This window comes from Neobacillus bataviensis LMG 21833 (assembly GCF_000307875.1).
In the GTDB taxonomy this organism is placed as follows: Bacteria; Bacillota; Bacilli; order Bacillales; family Cytobacillaceae; genus Neobacillus; species Neobacillus bataviensis.
Genome location: NZ_AJLS01000035.1, coordinates 40,009 through 62,327, shown reverse-complemented (window position 1 = coordinate 62,327; position 22,319 = coordinate 40,009). Strand labels below are relative to the sequence as shown.

22 protein-coding genes and 2 pseudogenes are annotated in these 22,319 nt (G+C 39.4%); 7 read left to right on the top strand and 17 right to left on the bottom strand.

Annotated elements, in window-relative coordinates; all coding sequences use genetic code 11:
• Window positions 1-12: 12 nt before the first annotated feature.
• Window positions 13-735: pseudogene (locus BABA_RS27945) on the bottom strand (Ger(x)C family spore germination C-terminal domain-containing protein).
• Window positions 699-1,406, bottom strand: coding sequence for a spore germination protein (locus tag BABA_RS03220; RefSeq protein WP_007083695.1), 708 nt, complete (start codon window positions 1,404-1,406; stop codon window positions 699-701). Before BABA_RS03220 ends, BABA_RS27945 begins: the two are co-directional and overlap by 37 nt.
• Before the next feature lie 224 nt (window positions 1,407-1,630).
• On the opposite strand from BABA_RS03220, the gene BABA_RS03215 reads away from it, so the two are divergent.
• Window positions 1,631-2,608: a M20/M25/M40 family metallo-hydrolase gene (locus BABA_RS03215; protein ID WP_007083694.1), complete on the top strand. Its 978-nt coding sequence runs from the start codon at window positions 1,631-1,633 to the stop codon at window positions 2,606-2,608.
• A gap of 112 nt (window positions 2,609-2,720) precedes the next feature.
• Here the strand turns inward: BABA_RS03215 and BABA_RS27125 are convergent, their stop codons facing one another.
• The 11 genes from BABA_RS27125 to BABA_RS03165 all read right to left on the bottom strand — a co-directional run bounded on the left by BABA_RS27125 (window position 2,721) and on the right by BABA_RS03165 (window position 12,164).
• A complete protein-coding gene (locus tag BABA_RS27125; RefSeq protein WP_157273089.1) occupies window positions 2,721-2,858 on the bottom strand; it encodes a hypothetical protein in 138 nt (45 codons plus the stop codon).
• A gap of 128 nt (window positions 2,859-2,986) precedes the next feature.
• Complete coding sequence (locus tag BABA_RS03210; RefSeq protein ID WP_007083693.1) at window positions 2,987-3,271, bottom strand: hypothetical protein; 285 nt, start codon at window positions 3,269-3,271, stop codon at window positions 2,987-2,989.
• A 68-nt stretch (window positions 3,272-3,339) separates the two neighbouring features.
• Complete coding sequence (locus BABA_RS03205) at window positions 3,340-3,975, bottom strand: pentapeptide repeat-containing protein (protein WP_007083692.1); 636 nt, start codon at window positions 3,973-3,975, stop codon at window positions 3,340-3,342.
• A 125-nt stretch (window positions 3,976-4,100) separates the two neighbouring features.
• Window positions 4,101-4,301 (bottom strand): cold-shock protein, encoded by a 201-nt coding sequence (locus tag BABA_RS03200; protein WP_007083691.1) that lies wholly within the window; start codon window positions 4,299-4,301, stop codon window positions 4,101-4,103.
• A 200-nt stretch (window positions 4,302-4,501) separates the two neighbouring features.
• Window positions 4,502-5,275, bottom strand: a complete 774-nt coding sequence (locus tag BABA_RS03195; RefSeq protein ID WP_007083690.1) for a DUF2935 domain-containing protein — start codon at window positions 5,273-5,275, stop codon at window positions 4,502-4,504.
• Window positions 5,276-5,494: 219 nt separating this feature from the next.
• Window positions 5,495-6,202 (bottom strand): response regulator, encoded by a 708-nt coding sequence (locus BABA_RS03190; RefSeq protein WP_007083689.1) that lies wholly within the window; start codon window positions 6,200-6,202, stop codon window positions 5,495-5,497.
• Window positions 6,180-7,790: an ATP-binding protein gene (locus tag BABA_RS03185; RefSeq protein ID WP_007083688.1), complete on the bottom strand. Its 1,611-nt coding sequence runs from the start codon at window positions 7,788-7,790 to the stop codon at window positions 6,180-6,182. Before BABA_RS03185 ends, BABA_RS03190 begins: the two co-directional genes overlap by 23 nt.
• Window positions 7,791-7,861: 71 nt before the next feature.
• Window positions 7,862-9,388, bottom strand: coding sequence for a tripartite tricarboxylate transporter permease (locus tag BABA_RS03180; RefSeq protein ID WP_007083687.1), 1,527 nt, complete (start codon window positions 9,386-9,388; stop codon window positions 7,862-7,864).
• A gap of 30 nt (window positions 9,389-9,418) precedes the next feature.
• Entirely contained in the window at window positions 9,419-9,871 is a 453-nt protein-coding gene (locus BABA_RS03175) for a tripartite tricarboxylate transporter TctB family protein (protein WP_007083686.1), read from the bottom strand.
• Window positions 9,872-9,932: 61 nt separating this feature from the next.
• Entirely contained in the window at window positions 9,933-10,970 is a 1,038-nt protein-coding gene (locus BABA_RS03170; protein WP_007083685.1) for a Bug family tripartite tricarboxylate transporter substrate binding protein, read from the bottom strand.
• Between the two features lie 177 nt (window positions 10,971-11,147).
• Window positions 11,148-12,164: a threonine aldolase family protein gene (locus tag BABA_RS03165; protein WP_007083684.1), complete on the bottom strand. Its 1,017-nt coding sequence runs from the start codon at window positions 12,162-12,164 to the stop codon at window positions 11,148-11,150.
• A 139-nt stretch (window positions 12,165-12,303) separates the two neighbouring features.
• Between BABA_RS03165 and BABA_RS03160 the strand changes: the two genes are divergently transcribed.
• Complete coding sequence (locus BABA_RS03160) at window positions 12,304-12,621, top strand: hypothetical protein (protein ID WP_007083683.1); 318 nt, start codon at window positions 12,304-12,306, stop codon at window positions 12,619-12,621.
• A 153-nt stretch (window positions 12,622-12,774) separates the two neighbouring features.
• Here the strand turns inward: BABA_RS03160 and BABA_RS03155 are convergent, their stop codons facing one another.
• Window positions 12,775-13,242 (bottom strand): SRPBCC family protein, encoded by a 468-nt coding sequence (locus tag BABA_RS03155; RefSeq protein ID WP_007083682.1) that lies wholly within the window; start codon window positions 13,240-13,242, stop codon window positions 12,775-12,777.
• 168 nt (window positions 13,243-13,410) lie between these two features.
• On the opposite strand from BABA_RS03155, the gene BABA_RS03150 reads away from it, so the two are divergent.
• The 3 genes and pseudogenes from BABA_RS03150 to BABA_RS03145 all read left to right on the top strand — a co-directional run bounded on the left by BABA_RS03150 (window position 13,411) and on the right by BABA_RS03145 (window position 16,481).
• A complete protein-coding gene (locus tag BABA_RS03150) occupies window positions 13,411-14,322 on the top strand; it encodes an MBL fold metallo-hydrolase (protein WP_040345047.1) in 912 nt (303 codons plus the stop codon).
• Between the two features lie 152 nt (window positions 14,323-14,474).
• Window positions 14,475-14,561 (top strand): annotated as a pseudogene (locus BABA_RS27940) (YjcZ family sporulation protein); the annotation flags it as partial.
• A gap of 159 nt (window positions 14,562-14,720) precedes the next feature.
• Window positions 14,721-16,481, top strand: coding sequence for a DUF4153 domain-containing protein (locus BABA_RS03145; RefSeq protein ID WP_051185992.1), 1,761 nt, complete (start codon window positions 14,721-14,723; stop codon window positions 16,479-16,481).
• A gap of 48 nt (window positions 16,482-16,529) precedes the next feature.
• Here the strand turns inward: BABA_RS03145 and BABA_RS03140 are convergent, their stop codons facing one another.
• Window positions 16,530-17,093, bottom strand: a complete 564-nt coding sequence (locus BABA_RS03140) for a DUF2062 domain-containing protein (RefSeq protein ID WP_007083679.1) — start codon at window positions 17,091-17,093, stop codon at window positions 16,530-16,532.
• Between the two features lie 213 nt (window positions 17,094-17,306).
• Here BABA_RS03140 and BABA_RS03135 point away from each other — a divergent pair, with 213 nt between their 5' ends.
• Together BABA_RS03135 and BABA_RS03130 are read left to right on the top strand one after the other, a co-directional pair.
• A complete protein-coding gene (locus BABA_RS03135) occupies window positions 17,307-18,044 on the top strand; it encodes a metallophosphoesterase family protein (protein ID WP_007083678.1) in 738 nt (245 codons plus the stop codon).
• 134 nt (window positions 18,045-18,178) lie between these two features.
• Window positions 18,179-18,694, top strand: coding sequence for a hypothetical protein (locus BABA_RS03130; RefSeq protein WP_007083677.1), 516 nt, complete (start codon window positions 18,179-18,181; stop codon window positions 18,692-18,694).
• Window positions 18,695-18,732: 38 nt separating this feature from the next.
• Here the strand turns inward: BABA_RS03130 and cysI are convergent, their stop codons facing one another.
• On the bottom strand, window positions 18,733-20,451 hold the full coding sequence (gene cysI, locus BABA_RS03125) for an assimilatory sulfite reductase (NADPH) hemoprotein subunit (RefSeq protein WP_007083676.1): 1,719 nt from the start codon (window positions 20,449-20,451) through the stop codon (window positions 18,733-18,735).
• A 17-nt stretch (window positions 20,452-20,468) separates the two neighbouring features.
• Window positions 20,469-22,274, bottom strand: a complete 1,806-nt coding sequence (locus BABA_RS03120) for an assimilatory sulfite reductase (NADPH) flavoprotein subunit (protein ID WP_007083675.1) — start codon at window positions 22,272-22,274, stop codon at window positions 20,469-20,471.
• Window positions 22,275-22,319: the final 45 nt, after the last annotated feature.

The following is a 22,319-nucleotide window of genomic DNA, read 5'->3' as shown; positions in this document are numbered from 1 at the left end:
CCGTCCCCTCCTTCATTCCACTAACCCTGTTTTGACAATGGTGAAGTCTACTTTTACGTTTACTTTGGCATGGGGAAACATTTTATGCCATTTTTCCCTTGTAAGCTGCGAATGATGAACGGCGCTTCTGTATTCTTCACCAAGGCCAATCACGTCAGCATCTTTGCTTTGACAATAAGCAATGAGCTTTTCAATGTCCTTTTTCATTTGGGAAGAGACTTCTTTTTCCAGTTTATAGACATTATCGGGTTTCTTCAAATTAACTTCGCTATTTATTTCTTACAGCCGGGCATTGATCTTCAAGTTTAGATTAAATTCAAAATTTCTTTTGCTTACTAATTTGATTTTACTATTGGCGAAAACCGTATCAAGGGTGACGGCAAGATGTTTATGTGTCAGGTTTTTCCCATCTACACCCAAGATCTTTCCTGAAATCGGAATTTCGAATTCACCCGATTTTATGGACTGTCTAATGGTTTTTATAAAGTAGCTTTGCCTGTCCGAAACCCTGCCAACCATTTTATCATTTTTTAATAGAGCGAGCCTCAAAACTTTAACCATGTCGCCGGATTTTTTTAAAATAGGCAGAACCGGATCAATTCCTGCCGAGTAATGATCATGCAATGTTTCATGTAAGGTAGTGGAAGGGATTAATGACCATTTCACGTTATGGTCAATTTGTTTAAAAATATGCTGTCCTATATCAGGAACTTCGTTATTCTTAATCTGCAGCAATTCTCGAGATTTAATTGTGATAGATATGTACTGACAATAATGGCATCTATTTTTATGTTCGTTATTCTGCGGCGCAGGTTGGTAACCAATTCCTCATTGGCAATTCCCTTAACATAGAGCATCGACACGGCAGTGTGCGTTCTGCTCCCAACATGGAACATTTCATTGCAAAGATTGGGATCCGCAATATACCTTCTGATTAAGGTAATATTGGTTGCTAGACTTTCATTAAAGGCAATCTGTGACCCAATTACTTGTGATTCATTTTCAGACTTAGTTAAGGAGCGGCTCTCACTTGATGGGATTTTTACTAATAGGACAGAAAGCTCACCATCCAAATGGATGATTACACTTCCGGAAAGGGTCGATTTAATGGCTTCATCCAAATTTTTGCTTTTTCGAACATCACCAACCGTAATTCGATCCATTACAGTATCAATTGACTGGTAGGCTCCGTTTTTAATCTGGCTAATGATATCCTGATGAAGCACCTTTTTATCGATTAGTGTTTCGATATATAATAGGGTAATCCCCAATCCCTCATTCTTTACCATTAAATCTAAACTATGCTGGAGCCGATTTTTAAATTCTCGTACCATCTCTTCTTTAGTAGAAGGGATTTGTTTTTCTTCCTCATGTACCTTATCTGCCTGATCATTTTTAAAAAACACCTGTTCCACCCTCTTGAAATCGTGTCAATCTTTAAAAATAACACATTTTTCCGATTCATTACTGCATCATAGTATTCCTAATCATTACTCTTCTATACTATTTGAGGTTTGTTTTAAAAATAGAAAATGGAAATTTGTCTTCTTTTGGTAACCTTTGTCAAATCTATTGTTTCCTTATTGAGAATCTATTAATCTAATAAAAATAGATAGTGAGGAGTCGAGCAATGAAGAAGAAAATAACAGTTTCCATTATCGCTATGTTGTTTAGCCTTTTGACTATTGTTGGGGGTGCTTCAGCCCAAACCGTAACCTACAAACCATCACTTGTACATAAAAACGGGGCAATGGCATACGAACATATGAAGTACTTAGCCTATGAAATAGGTTCACGGGTAGCTGGTTCGGTAAATGAGCGAAAAGCCGAGGAATATATTGAAAGTCAATTTGGACGAATCGGCTTTAACACAACCGTCCAGGATTTTTCCTATACAAGATCAGGAAAAACAACCGAGTCTTCAAACGTTATTGCCTATAAACCTGGGAAATCCAATAAGCAGATCATCGTGGGCGCTCATTATGATTCCGTTTCATTAGGACGCGGTGTTGATGATAATGCATCTGGTGTAGGTATCTTATTGGAAGTCGCCGAGGTCTTGAAAAACATCCCTACTCCGTACTCCATAGTCTTTATTGCTTTTGGTGCTGAAGAAACTGGTCTCCGGGGATCGGATTACTATGCGAAACATATGACGCAAAAAGAAATTGAGAATACCATTGGCATGATTAATATGGATAGTCTTGCAGTCGGGGATAATATGTATGTTTATGGAAGTCCCGGAGAAGCTGGCTTCATTCGTGACCAAGCTATAGAAATCGTGAAGAAGAAAAAGCTAAATGTCGGAACCAATCCTGGGATAAATCCGGAATATCCGGCTGGTACTACAGGTGACTGGAGCGATCATGCCCCATTTGAAAGACTTGGAATTCCATACGGTTATTTAGAGGCAACGAACTGGGAAATTGGCGATCTTGATGGGTACGACCAAACGGTAAAACACGGGGGAGTTTGGCATACCCGAAATGATACACTTGAGTTTATCGAGTCTGAATATCCTGGCCGAATCCAGGAACATCTCTCCACTTTTAGTACATTGCTCACCGATTTATTGAAGTTTATGGATAAGACTAGTACGTCTAAATAATGACTATAAATAATAGGGCTGACTCAAAAGGGCGATAATGTGACCTTTTTGAGCCAGCCTTTTCCTTTAATGATGAAAACCATCTTCCTATGTAAAAGATAGTTTTTTTCTCTTATTGCATTTTAATAGGGGTGACAACTGAAAATAAACTCTCGGTTGGATCCGAAACATTCATTTCAATGATTTTAAATCCATCCTCTACCTCTTTTAATTCATTTTTGCCTGATGAAATCATTTGATTGTTCTTCATAGTTAGTTCCTCCTTAACATTTCTCACACAGAAGTTACTATATGACGGGTTCTCAAATATGTGCATGTTTTTTTGTAAATAATCATTTTATGAAATAAGTTTTTAATGAGGTATTCTTTTGGAGTGATTTAGTTGTTTTTTAACTTGTAAATTTGCCTGGGGTGTTCGGAAATCATTTGATCAAAGTATTCAAGATCATGTTTTGTTGCCATAGAATTTTTGATTTCTTTAACATCTTCAATGACAGTGTCTACTTTGTTTTCTAGGCCGTCTATTCTTTGGTTTGTTTCAGAAATCTTAACATTCGTGGCTGCTACCGTTTCAATTAATTGATGTAACAAGCCCCCATGTCTTTTTATTTCTTGATCCATGTTGTCTAGTTTGTCCAATATCAACTTTAGTGTTTGTTCCATGTTATTCACCTCCTTCATTTGATAGGATAGCAGATTTATGTAAATATTTGTCGATTTATTTTAAATTGTTAATCCTTGATGACCAATCCCATAAGTGCTGCAAATTGAATCGCTTGAATGGATGAAACCTTGCACCCCTTTAAATCTTCAATAGTTACAATAAGGGAATCAAATGTGGACGTACTGATATCAATTCCTTTTAATGAGGTTTGGTCAAAATTTGCCCCATCGAGATTACAAACCTGAAATTCAACATTTTTAAGTTTACAGTCAAAAAAATCGCTGCTTTTTAACATAGTGTCTTGGAACTTTACTTTTTCAAGCTTTGAATTCCCAAATGTCGCAAGGTTTAATACAGAATTCTCAAATTGAACATTTCCAAAGCGTGATTCGGAAAAATCCACACCTAAACACTTACTATTTTTAAATGCCACTCGATGAATGGATGACTTGCTCAAATCGGCATTTGAAAAATCGCAGTTTTCAAACACTACATCTGTTATATCAATATTTTTAAAATTGGTATGATTAAACCGGCAATTCTTAACTACCATATTGACTAATCTCGCTCTTCCTACCACTTCATTTTCAAAAACGGAATCGTTCACCTGGCACATTTCTAATTCTGGATCTTCTTCATATAAGATATCTTGGAAATTCCTTGTAGGTAATTCAGCGGAAATTTTAGGTAAATCAATTTTCATACTATACCTCTTTCTTCAAATCATTTTGTCGAATAACCTTATTGTACAGATTAAGGTACAATATATCAGCTTTTAGGCAAAAAAAAAGACTCTACAAGAGAGTCTTTTTTATCTATTGGTTCTTATTATGCTTTGCGAACGTTAGTAGCTTGGGGTCCACGTTGACCTTGTTCTACTTCAAATGTAACAGCTTGACCTTCGTCTAGTGATTTGAAACCTTCGCTTTGGATAGCTGAGAAGTGTACGAATACATCGTCCCCTGCTTCGCGTTCGATGAATCCGAATCCTTTTTCTGCATTAAACCATTTTACTTTACCTTGTTCCATTGTTGTTTCCTCCTCGTGTGCTTTGCACACATTGTGTTACTATCCTTGCTCAGTTCTTCAAGACGAAAGTTTTACACTTCATAATCAAACTGACTAACAAAAATAATTCTTCTTTACTATAACAGACAATCTTTCATAATGCAAATAGTGGTTTATAACATTTTTAAAATAACCTCAAAAGTAATCTTCGTTTAAGTATATTAAGTGATAACCCCATCCTCTAAGTTTCTCCATAAGTGATGGGCTTCCCTTGCAATATGTTCTAACAAATCTGGTGGAGAGGTTGTCGCGATTGCACATTTTTTGATTAGATCATCTACTTCTAATTTAAACGTTTCTAGACTCTTGGCTTCTTTAATAATCGTTTGCCTGAATTGATCCAAAACTGGCAGCATCCCATTGCGCGGTTTGCGTATCATTGTTTTAAGGGCAGTAGCCTGCATTAATAGCCGCTCAAATTTTTGCATCATATTTGTGACTTGAAAGTTCACTTCATAATTTGAAACATCTGAATAATGCCGTATATAACCTAAATGATCCGCCATTTGTCTTAACCAAAAGACGGTTTCATGGATGACTGCATCTGACGGAGAAACTTGAGCGCCACTTTGGATTAATTTATAAACCTTTTGAGACTCTTCAGATTCCCGTACCATATGGTCGAGAAGTGATACCGGTGTTGAAATAATCACCTCACAATGGAGAGATTTATCCATGGTATAGGCAAGTAAACTGTGAAATTCACGCGAAGCATGTTCTGCTTCATTAAGCAATTGACCAATATCCCCAGTTTTCGACTGCGCTTTTTGCCATACCGTTCCCAAGCGCTGAATATTATTCTGGTTAGCCCGGGCTAGTTCTATTTCGTAATGGCTTATTTCCCTGTCGAAAAATCTCCCATGGTCATAATCATTCCGCAACCAAAACGCGATGACCCCATAGGTATCCCTTTCATAGTTATCCGTATAACCCATATCCCCACCCCATTTTCATAAGTAGTTTACTTGCCTCGATGAGTTAGTTCAAACGAATCATTAACTGCTGTTCTCCTAGAATCATCCCCTTAATTTGAAGGATTTCATCCAATGAATTATATTCGCTATGTACAATATTTATGTTGGACTTTCCCTAACACAACATCTAAAAACAGCTCCCAGAAATGAAAGACCTGGCAGCTGTTTCCTTGTTTCTTGTTAAGTTGTAACAATATAAACCCGCTCCGGACGACCCACAGTTCCGTATGCAAGATCAGCCGCTATTTTATCTTCTGCTACAAGATGTTCTAAATAGCGTCTTGCGGTTGTTCTGCTGATACCAATTTCATTCGCGACTACTTCGGCCGTTAGACCGCGAACCCCCTTACCTAATACCTCAAGCACCTTATCCAAGGTCAGTGGGTCAATCCCTTTTGGCAGGTAGGACTTTTCGTTAGACCCCATATCAATTTCTTTTCGCAACAGCTTGTCCACCTGCTTCTGGGTGACATGGAGACTCTCTTCCTCTAGTTGAACCAACTTCCTATGGAAATCCCTAAATCGTAGTAAGGATTGTTTAAAACGCTCAAACACAACCGGTTTAATGATATAATCAAACACCCCAATTTGAATGGCTTCCTGTACTTTATGAATCTCTTTTGTTGCCGTAATCATAATCACATTCAGTTGTTTTGTTTGCTGCTTCGTTTCTTTCAATAAATCCAGCCCATTCATATCGGGAAAAAAAACGTCAAGCAAGAGTAAGTCCGGCTGCATAATCTCAATTAAGGTTTTAGCCTCGACATAACTAGCTGCAATACCAACCGTTTGAAAACCTTCGATCTGCTCTAAAAAGCGTTTTTGAATTTCCGCTACCCTTAAGTCATCCTCTACAATTAACACTTCAATCTCTCGGTTCCCATTCATTCCAATCCCCCCTGCTCTTTGGTATGGACACAGTGAAAATAGTTCCTTTTCCCCCATCCGAAGAAAACGTAATGGATCCGCCTAATTCGTCAATCGCTCTTTGTACCAAACTTAGGCCAATTCCGGCATTACTATTAGTGTTCTTAGTTGTATAACCTTGCCTAAAGATCAGTTTGTTTCTAGTTTCATCTATTCCCATTCCGTTATCTTCCACTTCAATAATCAAATCCTTACCGAGATCTGTTAAAAAAAGTGAAACCCATTTTTCTATCTTTTCATTCTCCCTAACTGCTTCAAATGCATTATTAACCAGGTTTCCAATAATAGTTATTAACGAGTCCCGGCTAATGTCCGCGGGCACATCCGCAAAGCTGCTCTCTCGGTCGATTGAAAAGTGAATTTTTAATTCACTTGCTAAACTTACCTTTCCTAAGATAAATGCGGCAATAATCGGATCAGGTACTTCCTTCATTAAAAATTGAATAAACCCCTGGGTAACATCTACTTCCTTAGAGATAAAATCAATCGCTTCTTTATAGGAGCCAAGCTGGATTAAGCCTAGCAAGGTATAAAGACGATTGGAATATTCATGGGTTTGGGCACGCAAGCCCTCTGCATATGTTTTAATATGGGATAATTCCTTTAGCAGATTGGCAAGCTCAGACTTATTCCGAAAGCTTGCCACAGCCCCTATCACTTCTTTCTTATCATTATAAATAGGAATACGATTGGCTAAATACACTTCCCCTAAAATCAAAATTTCCTTGTCATATTCAGCTTGTCCTGTTTGAACAACCTCCAGAAGATGCGTATTTTCCAGTACTTCTTCTATTCTTTTACCACGAAGCAGAGTTTGGAACGGGATCTTTAAAATGGCATGTGCTGTTTCATTCACTACTGTAATCCGCCCGTTTGTATCTACCGCGACGATCCCTTCGTGAATAGACTCAAGAATCGCGTGTTTTTCCTGGTACATCCAAGCAATTTCCTTCGGTTCAAGACCAAAAATGGCTCTTTTTATATTTAAAGAGATTAATAGTGCTACGAGCAGCCCGCCGAGTAAAATAATGAAAGTGGCAATAAATATCTTTTTCTGTGCTTTTGAAACTTCTTCTTCTATATCTGTTTGCAGGTATCCGACAGAAACAACCCCTATTACCTCTCCCCCACTGAAAATCGGTGCTTTACCCCTTAGGGAAGGCCCCAACGTCCCTGTAGATTCCGAAATCACGGAATTCCCTTTAAAGACACGACCATTGTCTCCCCCCACCATTTTCTGCCCCAACCGCTTGGGATTGGGGTGCGAATACCGGATTTCATTTCGATTTCCAATTACGATAAATTCGGCATCGACCTGCTTGCGAATTTTTTCAGCAATTGGCTGAAGGATCGCGGAGGGATTCTCGTTTTTAAAAGCAGCTTGAATCTCCGGCATATTGGAAATAGATTGTGCTACAGATAAGGCCTTCGAACCGATTTCATGTTCCAGGTTGGATTCCAGGATATTTTTAAAAGTAAATTCAATAATGGCCCCAAGTACAATGATGAGGACGGAGATTCCAAGCATAAGTTTCGTATGTAATCGCATGAATACACCTCTATCTCTATCATAATAAAAAAAACTCCTTTTAAAAAGGAGTTTTTTAAAATTTCTGAATCCTATCCTTCTACATTTATAATGACTTCTTTCCCTTTTTTCTTCATTAGGAACGGTATGACCAGCCAAAGGAATGTGATAATAAGGAAGACTAAGGAAAGCGGACGAGTGAAAAATACACTATAATCACCATTCGAAATGGTCAATGCTCTTCTTAGGTTATTCTCAATCATTGGTCCCAGTACAAGTCCAAGAACGAGCGGAGCAATTGGATAATCATATTTACTGAAAAAGTAGCCAAGGACACCGCAAGCAAGTAAAAGCAAAAGATCATTAACCGATACTTGGACTGCATAAACACCAAAGATGGAGATCGCGATAATCATCGGGATCAGATACTTTTTTGGCGTTTGAATGATTTTGGCAAACACCTTTACAAGCGGCAGATTCAAAATTAGTAACATTAGATTTCCGATAAACATACTAGCAATCAGACCCCAAGCAACCTGCGGATGATCTTCAAATAATAATGGCCCCGGCTGGACATTGTACATCATTAGGGCTCCCATTAGGATTGCTGTTGTACCTGAACCTGGTATACCCAATGTTAATAAGGGAATCATGGCACCGCCAGAAGCGGCATTATTCGCAGATTCTGGTGCCGCTACCCCTGCAATGGCACCTGTTCCAAATTTCTCAGGGTTTTTGGAGACCTTTTTTTCAAGAATATAAGAAAAGAAGGATGCAAGTGTCGCCCCCGCCCCCGGTAAGATCCCAACAAAAAAGCCAAGGATGGAACCACGGGCAATCGGCCCTACAGATTCCTTAAACTCTTGCTTGGAAGGAAGCATATTGTTAATTCTCGAAATTTCAACATCTTCCTCTTCTTTTTCTAAAATGGTCTTGAATACTTCGCCGAGTGCAAACAACCCAACGGCAATCGTCAAAAACTCAATTCCCTGGAAAAGCCATGGAACATTAAAGGTAAATCTAGCAATACCCGAGACACTGTCAATCCCAATCGTTCCCACTAATAACCCGCACACCGTCATGATCAATGCCTTCGTGACCGATTTCCCGGCCAATCCACTTACAGCGCCTAACCCCAAAAGCATCAAGGAAAAATATTCTGCAGGGCCAAACTTCAGTGCCACCTCTGATAGTGGTTTTGCTAAGGCAATCAAGGCAATAAGTGTCACAATCCCCCCAACAAATGAACCGATTGCCGAAATGGATAAAGCGCTGCCGGCTCTTCCTTTCTTAGCCATCTGATAACCGTCCAATGTGGTAACCACAGAGGAGGATTCCCCTGGGGTATTTAATAAAATCGATGTAGTCGAACCGCCATACATCGCTCCATAATAAACGCCGGCAAGAAGAATAATCGCGCTTGTTGCCGCTTGTTCCGGCGGAAGCCCGCCCGTGATCGAAGCCGTTACAGGAATAAGTAGCGCTACCCCGCTCATTGGACCGATCCCCGGCAAAACTCCGACAGCCGTTCCTATTAATACGCCAACAAAGGCAAAAAGAAGATTGTACCATATAAGTGCTGTTCCAAATCCGTGTATTAAATAATCAAATGTGCTCATGTCATTTTCCCCCTTTCTTTTAGTTGATGGTTAAAACCAAATCGGCCAGCCTGGAAGTGTGCCCTTCAATACCTCTACGAATACAAAATAAACAATTCCTGAAAAACAGGCGGAGATGATGAGAGATGAAATCCACTTCGACCGTTCCATAGTTTGAAAGCAAACAAATAAAAATAAAAAGGTTGTTATGACATATCCGACAGATTCTAACGTTAAAATATAGACTAACGTTGCAACCCCGATGATTAAGAATGGCTTATACTGTAATTGTTCTTTCTCACCCTGCTCACGACTGCCCATAAATGTTTCATAAAACAAACGGATACTTAATAAAACAAGTATAATTCCCAGAATGAATGGAAAGATATCGGGCCCAACAACGCTTCCATATGATGAGCTGGCTAATCGCTTGCTCCCTATAATAAATAGCACCCCTACCGCAAGAAACGCTACAGATGCAATACGATCGAATTTTAAACTCATTCGTATTCCCTCCTTTGAAAAAATAGAGGAAGGAGAAAGTAAACTCCTTCCCGCGCTTTTTTTACTTCTGCATGCCCAGCGCTTTTAATAATTGCTGAACTTGTTGATCTTGTTCTTCTAAGAACTTTTTGAAATCAGCACTGTTTTTATATTCCAGTTCCCAGCCTTGAGTCTCTACTTCCTTTTTCCACTCAGGAGTATTCACAAGTTTATCAATTGATTTTTCCCAATAAGTTTTTGCTTCGTTGGACATTTTTTCAGGGCCAAACACTCCGCGCCAAATCGTGAATTCAGCATCGACACCTTGTTCTTTCGCTGTTGGCACATCTTTATATTCACCAGCTAAGCGCTCTGATGACGTCACTGCCAACACCCGAACCTTACCGGCCTTAAAAAATTCTTTAACACTGGAAGCATCTGTACCGATAACATCTGCATTACCGCCAAGCAGTGCTGTAATAGCTTCACCGCCGCCATCGTAGGAAACGTATTTAATTTTTGTAGGATCAACTCCATATTTATATGCTGGCAGAATCGAAATTAAGTGGTCCATCGAACCGGGTGCAGAACCGCCTGCAAAGGTAAGTTTGGTCGGATCTTTCTTGACTTCCTCTAAGACTGATTTAAGATCTTTAAATGGTGAATCTGCTTTGACCACAATAGCACCAAAATCCTTTGTTAGCTGCGCCAATGGAGTTGTGTTTTTGTATCCGTATGGACTGTTTCCTTCTTTTTTCAGGTTGTTAATAATAATAGGTGGTGAATTAACAAAGAGCATATCGTTATTTGCTACTTGCTGTGTTGCGTATTCTGCCATAAACACAGCACCGCCGCCACCCGGCTTATTCTCAACTGTTAATGGCTGTGATACAAGCTTGGTTTCACTCAGCACCTTTGAAAAGGAGCGTGCCGTTAAATCCCAGCCACCTCCTGCACCCGATGGCGCGACAACTGTAATCGTCTTCGTAGGGTAGCCTGTACCTTCCTCCTTCTTAGCGGAGCCTGCTGTTTCTTTACTGTTACTGCTGCTGCATGCCCCCAAGCTTAATGCCAATGCACCTGCACACATTACTGCTGAAATTCTTTTAATCGAAAACATTTTCATTTCCCCTTTGTAACCGTTTTCTCAATTTTACAAAGATTTTTAAAAATTGATAGTTTATACATTTAAACAGCATTAAAATCGTATTAACCATTTTGTTCATATTGTTCAGCTGCATGAATAGTCCATAAAATGACAAAAGGCGATTTCCGATTAGGAAACCGCCTCTTAATTTTATTTAAAATCCGCAATAAATGCCTTAACCGCTTCCTCTTTCGTTGCCCAAGATGTTACCAATCGAATGGCAGAATGTTCTGAGTCGACCTTTTCCCAAATATGAAATGCATACTTATCCTGAAGTTTAGTAATAAGTGCATTAGGGAGAATCGGAAAAATTTGATTCGATGGTGAATGGGTAAGAAATTGGATATTTTCTTTGCCAAGTTCATCTCTTAGCTTTTCTGCCATCTTGTTGGCATGTGAGGCTAACTCAAAGAACAAATTGTCGCGAAATAATTCCAGAAACTGAACACCCAAAATTCTTCCTTTAGCTAGCATTGCTCCTTTTTGCTTCATATGGAAGCGGAAATCCTCTTTTAAGGAATCACGGCAAATGACTAGTGCTTCACCAATTAATGCTCCATTTTTCGTTCCGCCGATATAAAAAGCATCAACGAGTTCTGGTAAATCACGTAATTGAAGATCATTTTCCGCCGAACAAAGCGCTGACCCAAGTCTTGCCCCATCCATATACAAAATGAGATTGTTCTCATGACAGAAATTCCTTAATTGCTGCAGCTCCGTCTTATTATAAATGGATCCTATTTCTGTAGAATTAGATATGTAAACAAGCTTCGGCTTCACCATATGTTCATCTGTGTGGGCATCGAGTACTGTTTTGACATGCTCTGGTGTTAATTTTCCGTCCTCTGCTTCGATGGATAGTACCTTGTGACCTGTCGCTTCAATTGCCCCAGTTTCATGTATAAGGATATGTCCAGTACTTGCTGCGATTGCCGCCTCATGGGGTCTCAAAAAGGCTGAAATGGCCAAAAGATTCGTTTGTGTCCCTCCAGATACTAGATGAATATCAACATCATTCCGACCCATTCGTTCCTTTATAAATTCAATCGCTTTTAAAGAATACCGATCTTCGCCATAACCTTCTTCTTGCTCCAAGTTTGATTCTACTAATGCATTCAAAATTCGAGGATGTGCACCCTCGCTATAATCGTTTTTAAAACTATACATATAACTGCCTCCGTTGGTTTTTTCTATTATCGTATCATAGTTTAAAATATAATTATTGAAAAAAATGTTGAAATTAATCGAATCAGGAACTAGATACTGTAGAAAAGGAAGGATATAATACTCTTGAGGAGGTGAGGACATGGAACAGTCAGGAATTCAAGAAATACTGAATGCATTAAAATTATATTCTTCCCAGATTGATAAAAAATTGGATGAAATGAAAACTGATCTTGAAAATAAGATTGACAATGTGAAATCTGATCTTAAAAATGTGAAAACTGGCCTAGAAAACAGAATGGATGAAAGATTTGACCAGATGGACGAAAGATTTGACCGCCTTGAATCAAAACTCAATGGTTTCAGAGTGGAATTAACCGAAACACAAGAAACAGTTGATTACCTTAGCATTAAAACTGCACAGCATGAAAAAAAGCTAAGAAATCATGCGGGACAATAATTGGAAATTGAAAATCACCTCAAAGAAACCACAATAAAGATTGCCTCTAAAAATATGAGCTAATTCCAGAAAACAAATGCGTGGTTAAGACTTTCATTAAAAAATAACATTCCGTTACAATACAACAAAGCAGATGACCCGAGTTAACTTTGGTCATCTACCGCTCTTTCTCGTTTGATAAATAGTTCCTTTTATTTCTTTTTCGACTGTTTGAAAAAAACTATCCAATATCTTTTTCGCTCCAGATTCCAATATTCGCTGACCAAGAAGTGCCAATGCACCAGATACCTGGGCTTCAGCGAGACAGTTTACGATTGTGGAACTCCCCAATTCTTGTAAAAGCATGTCGGCTGTACCATTTATCTCCCCAACATTTCCTTTTCCTTTCATATACATGCGGTAAGAAGATGGTGGTTTCAGATGATCTATCCGTATTTCAAGAGTAAAAACATCTTGTAATGGTCCAATACTAATCTCCACTTCAGCTTCGTATACTCCTTTCGAACGCTCTACAAACGTTCTACAACCAGGAATAGCTTTTCTCAGAACAACCTTATCCATTAAATACTTCCAGACAATATTCCTTGGCAATCCAAAGGTATACTCATAATTTATTTTCATAGGACTCCCTATCGCTTTCTTTCCATAATAGCTCCATTTAATCTTATTCAAGTTGCGAACGGGAGGTTCATCTTGATCTCAGCTCGGACAAAACAAAAAGAAGTACCGTGCTGGCACTTTCTCTTTATTCAGTTTATAATTTTTTATTATGTATAGAATGAGGAAACTATGAAGAGATATGCTAATTTGGATAATGTGACAAGCTACAAATCGTTTAAAGACATGCGGAAGTGGCAGAAGGAACGAAGATCAAAAGTGAAGGATTTATCGGTTAATATCGAACAGTGCCCGACAAAAAGAGTGAGCGAAATAATTGAGAACAAAAGCCGTACTTCTTATACATGGGTTGGACATTCTACTTTTTTGATTCAACTTAATGGTCTAAACATTTTGACCGATCCCGTTTGGGCAAAAAGGATGGGGTTTGAAAAGAGGTTGACGGCACCGGGAATTTCTTTGTCAGATCTTCCGGAGATTGACCTGGTCGTCATCTCCCATGGCCACTATGATCATTTGGACTTCCCGACCTTGAAAAAATTAAGAGGCAATCCGCACTATTTTGTTCCTGTTGGTATGAAATCCCTTTTTATTCGCAAAGGGTATCAGAACGTAACTGAATTGAGTTGGTGGGAAAGTGTCAAACACGGAGGAATAACCCTTCACTTTGTTCCTGCCCAGCATTGGACCAGACGATCTTTGAGAGATATGAATACCTCCCATTGGGGCGGGTGGATTTTTCAAACTCCGGCGGAAACCTTCTATTTTGTAGGTGATACAGGCTATTTCAGCGGCTTTAAACAGATTGCGGAGCGGTTCGTGATTGATACGGTATTCATGCCGATTGGTGCCTTTGAACCCGAATGGTTTATGGCGCCCGCACATATTTCGCCTGAGGACAGCGTAAAAGCTTTCATTGAATTGGAAGCAAAATTCTTCGTGCCGATGCATTATGGCGCCTACCGATTAGCCGACGATACGGGGCCGGAAGCATTAGAACGGTTATACCGTGAATGGGAGAAACAGAAGGTTCCTGAGGGGCAATTGAAGGTGCTTTTACTTGGTGAAACGGTGATGGAGTAAGCAATTTGCTGATTTTTTCTATCAATAGGAAGGTTGTCCAATCAACTATTGAATTCGGAAATATAAATACATAGTGAAGTGTTTTTCCTTCCACTATTCAAAAAGGTGGTGAAAAAGATATGTATGGATATTCCGGTGGCGGATATGGCGGCGGATATGGCGGCGGCAGCAGTTTTGTATTGATTGTTGTATTGTTCATCCTGCTTATCATCGTTGGTACTTCTTTCATGGGCTACTAATTCTAACTCGATAGAACTAAAGTGTGTTATTTGGGAGCCTTCGGGCTCTTTTTTTATTGAGTATTCTTATTAACCAAACATTCAAGGTTATTTTATTTCCAAAATGTTATAATTTATTGTAGAAGGAAGTGAAAATGTAGTAAATCAGAGGAAGGATTGATGAAGATGAAGTGGATAAGGAGGCTTCAAGCTAAACTCACAGGGTTGACCGATGCCATTGTCCGTTTTCCGTTAACCACCCTATTTCTTGTAGGAGCTGCAGCCATTAATGCTTCTACGATCACCGCAGGAAAGCACCAATCGATTTTGCTTGTAACATTTGTAGTTGGCGCATTTCTTAGTGCTGTTTTTCAGGTTGACATCGAACGTTTTTCTTCCAAGACTTCTACCCGTTTTCTATTTATGATTTTGGTCATCCTGCTAACTGCGGGGTATTACCTCATTATTCGACCAGCCCCAACTCTAAGCATGGAAATTGAAATCCGAACCGCCGTTGCCTTGTTTGCCCTGCTTATCGCCTTCATTTGGGTCCCAGTTATAAAAAGTGAAATAAGTTTTAATCAGAGCTTTATGATCGCTTTTAAATCTTTCTTTAATACCTTATTCTTCTCTGGTGTCATTTTCGGAGGTATAGCCATCATCCTCGCAGCGATTCAACAGCTGATTTTCGCCATCGATTCTGCAGCCTATTCGCATGCGGCCAATATTGTATTTATACTTTTTGCACCGATGTATTTTCTTTCGTTAATTCCAATATATCCAAAGAAAGATAAGCGCAAAGAAAATATCGAAAAAGCTGCCGCTTGTCCAAAGTTCTTGGAAATTCTCCTATCCTATATTATCATTCCGTTACTGTCCATATTTACATTAATCTTAGTAATTTACATTATTAAAAATATTGGCGGGGAATTTTGGAAGGATAATTTATTAGAACCAATGCTCGTTTCCTACGCGATCACCATTATTTTGGTGTATATCTTGGTTAGTGAGATTGAAAACAAGTTTACCGCCTTTTTCAGAATGATATTTCCAAAAGTGCTAGTGCCCATCGTGCTTTTCCAAATAACATCCACGATCATCAGTTTAACAAATACAGGTGTTACCCACACCCGATATTATGTCATATTGTTCGGGATTTTCGCCGCCGCTGCGGGGATTTTATTAAGCTTTTTGCCTGTGAGAAAAAACGGTGTGATTGCCGCCATGCTGATTATCTTTTCTGCCGTTTCCATTTTACCGCCTGTGGATGCATTCACAATTAGCCGAACCAGTCAGATGAATACTTTAAAAAACGTCCTTTTGAAAAATAAGATGATCGAAAATAATCAGATTAGGCCAAATGAATCAATCCCGGCAGAAGATAAACAGATCATAACGGATACCATTCAATACCTACAAATGATGGGATATACAAAGAAAATTGCCTGGCTGCCAGATGATTTCAATGCCTATAATGATTTTCAGGATACATTCGGCTTTAAAGAGTATCAAAAGCCGGGTCAAGTGAATCAATCGGTCTACCTAAACATGGTACAGAAAACACCCATTACTATCACTGGCTTTGATACCTTTGCTACCATCGAGATCAACATGACCGAGAAAAATAGAGCTGGAAAGATTTTTGATTTCAAAAAACAAGGTAAAACCTATTCTTTGTTAAAAGAATTTCATAAAGATCAATTGGTGCTTTCATTAAGAGGAGCAAATGACCAGACTCTTATCAACTTTCATACACAAGAAATCTTTGATAAATTTTATGATTATCAACCCTCAGCGGGACAAATAACAGCAGAAGAGGCAACCTTTACAAAGGAAAATGATCGTGTCAAAATGACCATTGTCGTTCAAAATGTGGGCATCGAAAAACAAGATAAACAATATAATAACGCGATGTTATTGGTATTTGTTCAGATTAAATAACAGAAAGCAAGCGGACATTTTTCCGCTTGCTCTTCTTTAGCTTAATCATTAAATTAAATTCTTATTGATCCTATTTAAACGAATTTCATGTTTAAGACGTCTTCTTTTAAGCCTATTCGATTTTTCTTTATCATAAAGATAATGAACAATAAAGTAAGATATAATGGCAAGGATAATTCCAAATATCGTCATTCCAATTAAGGCATGGACCCCGCCATGCATCAGGCCGATTAAACTGCGGAAATCACCATGTAATACATTTTGAAAAGAAAATTGTGTGTGATGGCCAATTCTTACTCTCATTGGAACGATTAATTTCCCCAAATGTCTAGCAAATGGTAAAAGAACTACGGGAAGAAGCGTCAGTTTCCCAATAATATTCCCAATGATCGAAGCTGGTAATGAGCCTTTTGCCAGTTTGACAATGGGGACAAATAAAATATAAATAAGGGAAGCTGTAGAAATCACTAACATTTCCAAGCCAAAGCCAAGGGCGAATCCCAATGCCACCTTTTTGGCCCCTCCAGGTGAGCGCAGGAGTTTCGTGAAATTCAACTTAAAGGCTCGTCCAATCCGCTGATAAAAAGTATATTTTTTTTGTTTTTTGCTCATTAGGTGTACCCCCCTGCTGAAAACGGATTAGTTTATATTATTAATTTTGAACTTTCAAAAAATTATATCATAATAATCCTTATCTTTCTATTTTACACCTTTATCATACTTAATAAATAGAATATCTACGAAAAATAAGCGAATATTTTTGGATAATAATTTTGAATTTATTTATCCATAAATGGAAACCTAATGAAAAATGGAGATCATGTTATGGAGAAGAAAATTGCAATTATCTCAGATATTCACGGAAATCATTCCGCATTAGAAGCCGTATTTAAGGAAATCGATGCCGATCCTACGATTGAGCATATCTATTGTTTAGGGGATTTAATCGGGATTGGCTATGAAACCAATAAAGTGCTGAACCTGCTTTTGTCACATGACAATGTTTCTTATGTGATGGGAAATCATGATGAGGCCATTATCGATATTTTAGCAGGAAGAGAACCTTACAGTAGAAAAAAGGAAAAGGAGCATCATGAGTGGATTGCCGCTCATTTAGATCGAAAATATCTCCCATTTCTCTTGAGTCTTCCAACCACATTATCTGCTGAATATAATGGAAAACACTTATTTCTTATCCACTACCATTTAGACGAACGAGGTACTTTCTTACCGGTAGATTATGAACCGACCGATAAAAAATTGGACTTTCTCTATCGTGCTTCAAATGCTGATATCGTTTGTTTTGGTCATCATCACGTGATCCATCATTTTAAAACGAAGAAACGGCTCTATCTGAATCCCGGATCACTAGGGTGCTACCACAAACCTCTGGCCTCATACACTATTTTAACAATCGGCAATCGTGGTGAAATGAATATCGTTTTTCGAGAAGTTCCCTATGAAAATAAAGAATTTTTGCAAGGATATATCAGACTGAACGTTCCTGATTCAGACTATTTTTTGAAAACCTTTCATGGAAATCAGCATTTAAAGTATCTATAGAAGATGAAAAACGGGGCCGTAAAGAATTTTTAATCAAAATTAAATACATTAGTAAAACAATCCTGATATTTTATATGATACATTGATTTTAGTCATTTAAAAGTACTTACGTAAAAAAAGAATGAGTTGATTACATGTTGAACCTTAAGGAAGTCACTGAACTACTAAAGGACGAAGGTATTACAGATAGTGAACAGGTTGTCATACGTTGGATTTTAGACGGAAAACTTAGGGCAAAACGAACAAAGAATTTGAATATTGATTATTTAATTAGCCCAGGTGAGCTAGCATCCTTTATTTTGAAGAAGCAGATTGAGGATAGGTGCAGGCAATTTGGTGTTGATTTTCACCATTGGGAAAAGACATTCTATGAAAATAAGCAATTAAAAGAGGAAAACGAAGAATTAAAAACCAAGGTTCGCATCGAACAAACAAAAGTTCGCGGTTTAAAAAGAATGTTACAAGCTGAATATGCTCTTGCTGATCCCCCGCCCCTTACATATGCAACATTATTGGGATTAGAAATGGATCCTGACAAAGAAATCATGAAGAAAGAGTTTAAAAAAATACTCAAAGCACTCCATCCCGATCGCGGCGGTGACGAAAGACTTTTCAGAGTGTTTTATGAACATTACACCAAAGCAAAGTAGAAAAGAGACAGCCCGGCTGTCTCTTTTGCTTGTGAAAATCATTCATGAAAATTGGTGCCGTCTGTTGTTGCATTAACAATCTCGGCGCGGATCACAAAGTCCCCGAAATGTTCCCCTTCCTGCCGTTCTTTTGCGTAGCGCGGAAGAATGACGCTCAATTCTTTGAGTATTTCTGCTTCGCCGATATTTTCACGAAACATTTTACTTAAACGGCTGCCATCATGTGCTGCACCTAGATACATGTTGTATTTACCTGGTGCCTTGCCAATAAAGCCAATTTCGCCGAGTGCGTGCCTTGCACATCCGTTTGGACAGCCCGTCATGCGGATTGTAATGTCCTCGTCACGGAGGCCGCTTTCATCCAAAATTTCTTCAATTTTGTTAATCAGAACCGGTAAATAGCGTTCTGCTTCGGCCATCGCCAATCCACATGTTGGAAGCGCCACACATGCCATCGAGTTGCGGCGGAGGGCCGTAACATGCTTTCCGTCCGTTAATTTGTATTTTTCAATCAATTCATTGATCTTTTTCTTTTTCTGGCTAGATACATTGGCAATAATTACGTTTTGATTGGCTGTCAAATGGAAATCTCCAGTATGAATCTTAGCGATTTTGCTTAAGCCCGTCTTTAATTGAACATTTTCATAATCAGCGACGCGGCCGCCTTCAACAAACAGTGTAAAATGCCATCTCCCTTGAATGCCTTTTACCCAGCCGTAACGGTCACCATTATGATCGAACTGATACGGTTTCGCCTCACTTAGCTTCCATCCAAGGCGATTTTCTAACTCTTCCTTGACTGCACCTAACCCAAGTCGATCCACCGTGTATTTAAACCGAGCATTTTTGCGAACAGAACGATTTCCATAATCGCGTTGAATGGTAATCGTTTTTTCCGCCACGTCATAAAGCTGCTCCGGTTTGCAGAAACCAATAACCCTGGCTAGCTGTGGATATGTTGCCGTATCACCATGCGTCATGCCCATTCCGCCGCCAATTGCAATATTAAATCCAATCAGCTTGCTGTCCTCCACAATTGCAATGAATCCAAGGTCTTGTGAAAAAACATCAATATCATTGGATGGTGGAACGGCAATGCCAATTTTAAACTTTCGCGGCAAGTAAGTCGGGCCATACATTGGTTCTACTTCTTCGACATCAGGAGTGCCGGCCACTTTTTCTTCATCCAGCCAAATTTCATGATACGCTCTTGTGCGAGGTAATAAATCATCACTTAATTTTTTTGACCATTCATATACTTCGGCATGGATTTCAGACTGATATGGATTTGAGGCGCACATCACGTTACGATTTACATCGCCGCAGGCTGCGATCGTATCCAATAGCGAAGAATGAATTTCCTGTATCGTGTTTTTCATATTCCATTTTAAAATCCCATGCATTTGAAAGGTCTCACGAGTGGTCAGTTTCAAGGTGCCATTACCATATTTTTCAGCCAGTTCATCCATGACAAGCCACTGGTTTGGAGCTGCAACGCCACCAGGCAATCGAACACGCAGCATGAATTGATACGCCGGTTCCAGTTTTTGCTTTTGTCGTTCGTTGCGGAGGTCACGGTCATCCTGTAAATAGCTGCCATGGTGTTTCATTAAGCGATTGTCGTCCTCGGGAATTCCGGCGCTGATTCGATCCTGCATGACCTCTTTCAACGAGCCCCGCAAATAGTCGCTTTCATCTTTTATGCGTTCGACATCGCTAGGCGCTCCCCCTGGTGCTGTTAAAATTTGTTTCAGCATGTTGAAAAAAACTCCTCTCAATATACATCCCTTTGGTAACGTTTTTGCTGTTGCAAGTTTGCTAGATACTCTACTGCTTGTTCTCGGCTCATGACGCCTTCTTTTTCAATAATCTCAAGAAGGGTTTTGTGGACGTCGTGTGCCATATGTTTTTCATCGCCGCAAATGTAAAGGGCGGCTCCTTCTTGCAGCCACTCGAACAATTCCTTGCTTTGTTCAAGCATACGGTGCTGGACATATACTTTTTGTTTGGTATCCCGCGAAAAAGCCACATCTAATTTTGTCAGTGTGCCGTTTTGAAGCCACTTTTGCCATTCAATTTGATAAAGGAAGTCGGTCAAGAAATGCTGATCACCGAAGAACAGCCATGATTTTGATGTAGCTCCGATTTCTTCACGTTCCTGCATAAACGAGCGGAACGGTGCTACTCCTGTTCCAGGTCCAATCATGATGATTGGTGTCTCCGGACTTTGTGGCAATTTAAAGTTTTCGTTATGTTGAACGTAGACCTTCAATATGTCTCCCGGGTTTAGCCGTTCTGCTGTTTGTATCGAACAAACTCCATTACGACCGCGGCCATGGGCATCATAGCGAACAGCACCAATGGTCAAATGGACCTCATCTGGATTTGCAGATAAGCTGCTGGCAATCGAATAAAGTCGTGCAGGTATTTTTCGCAAAATAGTGACAAACTCTTGTGCAGAGCTGATCCATGGTGTAAAGTCACGAATTAAATCTAGCAAATCACGTCTAGCCAGGTAGGCTTTTAATTTTTCTTCATTGCCTTCTGCGGTTAGGTCCTGTAATTCCTTGCATGCTGACAGTGTTGCTGCCTTTTGCAGAAGTGGTTTTGTTAGAACAGTAATTTCATAATAAGAGAGAAGTGCTTCTCTTAACGGGCGAACATCCCCTTGTTTAACTGTCACGAGTTCTTCTGGATTCCATCTCGTTTCCTCAAGAAGGAGGTCGACAAGTGCCGGATCGTTTTCCGGATAAATTCCAAGGCTGTCACCAGGATCATATGTGAGACCAGAACCTTCCAGTGAAATTTCTAAATGACGTGTTTCTTTATTCGAGCCTCGTCCGTTCAAATTGATATTTTCAAGAATTTCGGCTTGGAATGGCTTCGTTCTTGAATACTGTGATTCTACTGATTGTAGTGCTGATTCATGGGCTTGAGTCGCATTTCCAGATTGTGCCTCACCCAGACTGCCCAGAACCCCTTGAAGCCATTCTGCTGCTGGTTCATCAAAGTCCACATCACAGTCAAAGCGGGGATAAAGTCTTGTGCCTCCGAGTTCTTCCAATCGCTTATCGAAGTCTTTTCCCGTCTGGCAAAAGAACTCATACGAACTGTCGCCCAGTGCTAAAACGGAAAATTGGAGACCTGCCAGCTTTGGCGCTCGTTTGCTATGGAGAAATTCATAGCATGTCAGCGCGTTATCAGGCGGATCACCTTCTCCATGTGTACTTGCAATAATAAGCAGATTTTGGACCTTTTTTAGATTATTTGGTTTAAAATCATTCATGGAAGATATGTTAACTTGAAAGTCTTTGCTTTCTAGTTGCTTGGCAGCCTTCTTTGCCAAGCCTTGGGAATTCCCAGTTTGTGATCCATATAAAATGGTCACTTCTTTTGTTTTTGTTTTCACAGCTTGTAACTGAACATGTGTAGCTGGCGTCCCGAGCGCAACGGTGCCTTGAGATGCAGCAAGAAAACCGCTTAGCCAGAATTTCTGTGGTTCGGTAAGTGTCGGCAGAATGCGGTTAAGGAGCTCTGCCTGCTCCTGATTAAACGGGCTGTTCAATACCTGAAGTTGCAACAATACCACCTCAATTTGTGTTATATATTCTCTTATGTTTGTTTG

What these genes read in the sequence shown, in the direction of transcription:
- BABA_RS03165 (WP_007083684.1), bottom strand. Translation starts at nt 12,164, where the DNA reads ATGTATAGTTTTAAAAACGATTATAGCGAGGGTGCACATCCTCGAATT.
- BABA_RS03135 (WP_007083678.1), top strand. Translation starts at nt 17,307, where the DNA reads ATGGAGAAGAAAATTGCAATTATCTCAGATATTCACGGAAATCATTCC.
- BABA_RS03200 (WP_007083691.1), bottom strand. Translation starts at nt 4,301, where the DNA reads ATGGAACAAGGTAAAGTAAAATGGTTTAATGCAGAAAAAGGATTCGGA.
- BABA_RS03150 (WP_040345047.1), top strand. Translation starts at nt 13,411, where the DNA reads ATGAAGAGATATGCTAATTTGGATAATGTGACAAGCTACAAATCGTTT.
- BABA_RS27125 (WP_157273089.1), bottom strand. Translation starts at nt 2,858, where the DNA reads ATGAAGAACAATCAAATGATTTCATCAGGCAAAAATGAATTAAAAGAG.
- BABA_RS03140 (WP_007083679.1), bottom strand. Translation starts at nt 17,093, where the DNA reads ATGAGCAAAAAACAAAAAAAATATACTTTTTATCAGCGGATTGGACGA.
- BABA_RS03180 (WP_007083687.1), bottom strand. Translation starts at nt 9,388, where the DNA reads ATGAGCACATTTGATTATTTAATACACGGATTTGGAACAGCACTTATA.
- BABA_RS03145 (WP_051185992.1), top strand. Translation starts at nt 14,721, where the DNA reads ATGAAGATGAAGTGGATAAGGAGGCTTCAAGCTAAACTCACAGGGTTG.
- BABA_RS03190 (WP_007083689.1), bottom strand. Translation starts at nt 6,202, where the DNA reads ATGAATGGGAACCGAGAGATTGAAGTGTTAATTGTAGAGGATGACTTA.
- BABA_RS03170 (WP_007083685.1), bottom strand. Translation starts at nt 10,970, where the DNA reads ATGTTTTCGATTAAAAGAATTTCAGCAGTAATGTGTGCAGGTGCATTG.
- BABA_RS03160 (WP_007083683.1), top strand. Translation starts at nt 12,304, where the DNA reads ATGGAACAGTCAGGAATTCAAGAAATACTGAATGCATTAAAATTATAT.
- BABA_RS03155 (WP_007083682.1), bottom strand. Translation starts at nt 13,242, where the DNA reads ATGAAAATAAATTATGAGTATACCTTTGGATTGCCAAGGAATATTGTC.
- cysI (WP_007083676.1), bottom strand. Translation starts at nt 20,451, where the DNA reads ATGCTGAAACAAATTTTAACAGCACCAGGGGGAGCGCCTAGCGATGTC.
- BABA_RS03175 (WP_007083686.1), bottom strand. Translation starts at nt 9,871, where the DNA reads ATGAGTTTAAAATTCGATCGTATTGCATCTGTAGCGTTTCTTGCGGTA.
- BABA_RS03205 (WP_007083692.1), bottom strand. Translation starts at nt 3,975, where the DNA reads ATGAAAATTGATTTACCTAAAATTTCCGCTGAATTACCTACAAGGAAT.
- BABA_RS03185 (WP_007083688.1), bottom strand. Translation starts at nt 7,790, where the DNA reads ATGCGATTACATACGAAACTTATGCTTGGAATCTCCGTCCTCATCATT.
- BABA_RS03195 (WP_007083690.1), bottom strand. Translation starts at nt 5,275, where the DNA reads ATGGGTTATACGGATAACTATGAAAGGGATACCTATGGGGTCATCGCG.
- BABA_RS03130 (WP_007083677.1), top strand. Translation starts at nt 18,179, where the DNA reads ATGTTGAACCTTAAGGAAGTCACTGAACTACTAAAGGACGAAGGTATT.
- BABA_RS03210 (WP_007083693.1), bottom strand. Translation starts at nt 3,271, where the DNA reads ATGGAACAAACACTAAAGTTGATATTGGACAAACTAGACAACATGGAT.
- BABA_RS03215 (WP_007083694.1), top strand. Translation starts at nt 1,631, where the DNA reads ATGAAGAAGAAAATAACAGTTTCCATTATCGCTATGTTGTTTAGCCTT.